General features: G+C 51.4%; 1 protein-coding gene. It reads right to left on the bottom strand.

Translation table 11 applies throughout. The annotated features are described in order from the left end of the window. Positions 1-217: recombinase family protein (locus tag DK207_RS15715; RefSeq protein ID WP_265735801.1), on the bottom strand; the 217-nt coding region annotated here is incomplete at its 3' end. Positions 218-255 lie beyond the last annotated feature (38 nt).

Raw genomic sequence — 255 nt, 5'->3', positions numbered from 1 at the left:
TTTTGCTTAGATTGACCAGCCGACCGACTTGTCGATAAGAGTGTCCAGCAGACACCAACTCCAACACTTTAGGTGCCAGACGATCTGACTTGGTACGTTGACCAGGACGACGACCAAACACAACGCCCCGCGCTTGTGCCGCTGCTACACCAGAGCGCACACGTTCACGTAGTAAATCTCCCTCAAACTCTGCTAATGCAGACATCACAGAAGCCATGAGCTTTCCCTGAGATGTGGAAAGGTCAAACTGCAAAC

Origin of the sequence: Acinetobacter haemolyticus (assembly GCF_900406815.1) — a bacterium.
In the GTDB taxonomy this organism is placed as follows: domain Bacteria; phylum Pseudomonadota; class Gammaproteobacteria; order Pseudomonadales; family Moraxellaceae; genus Acinetobacter; species Acinetobacter haemolyticus_A.
The sequence above is the reverse complement of the archived record's forward strand: the minus strand, read 5'-3'. Positions and strand labels throughout refer to the sequence as shown.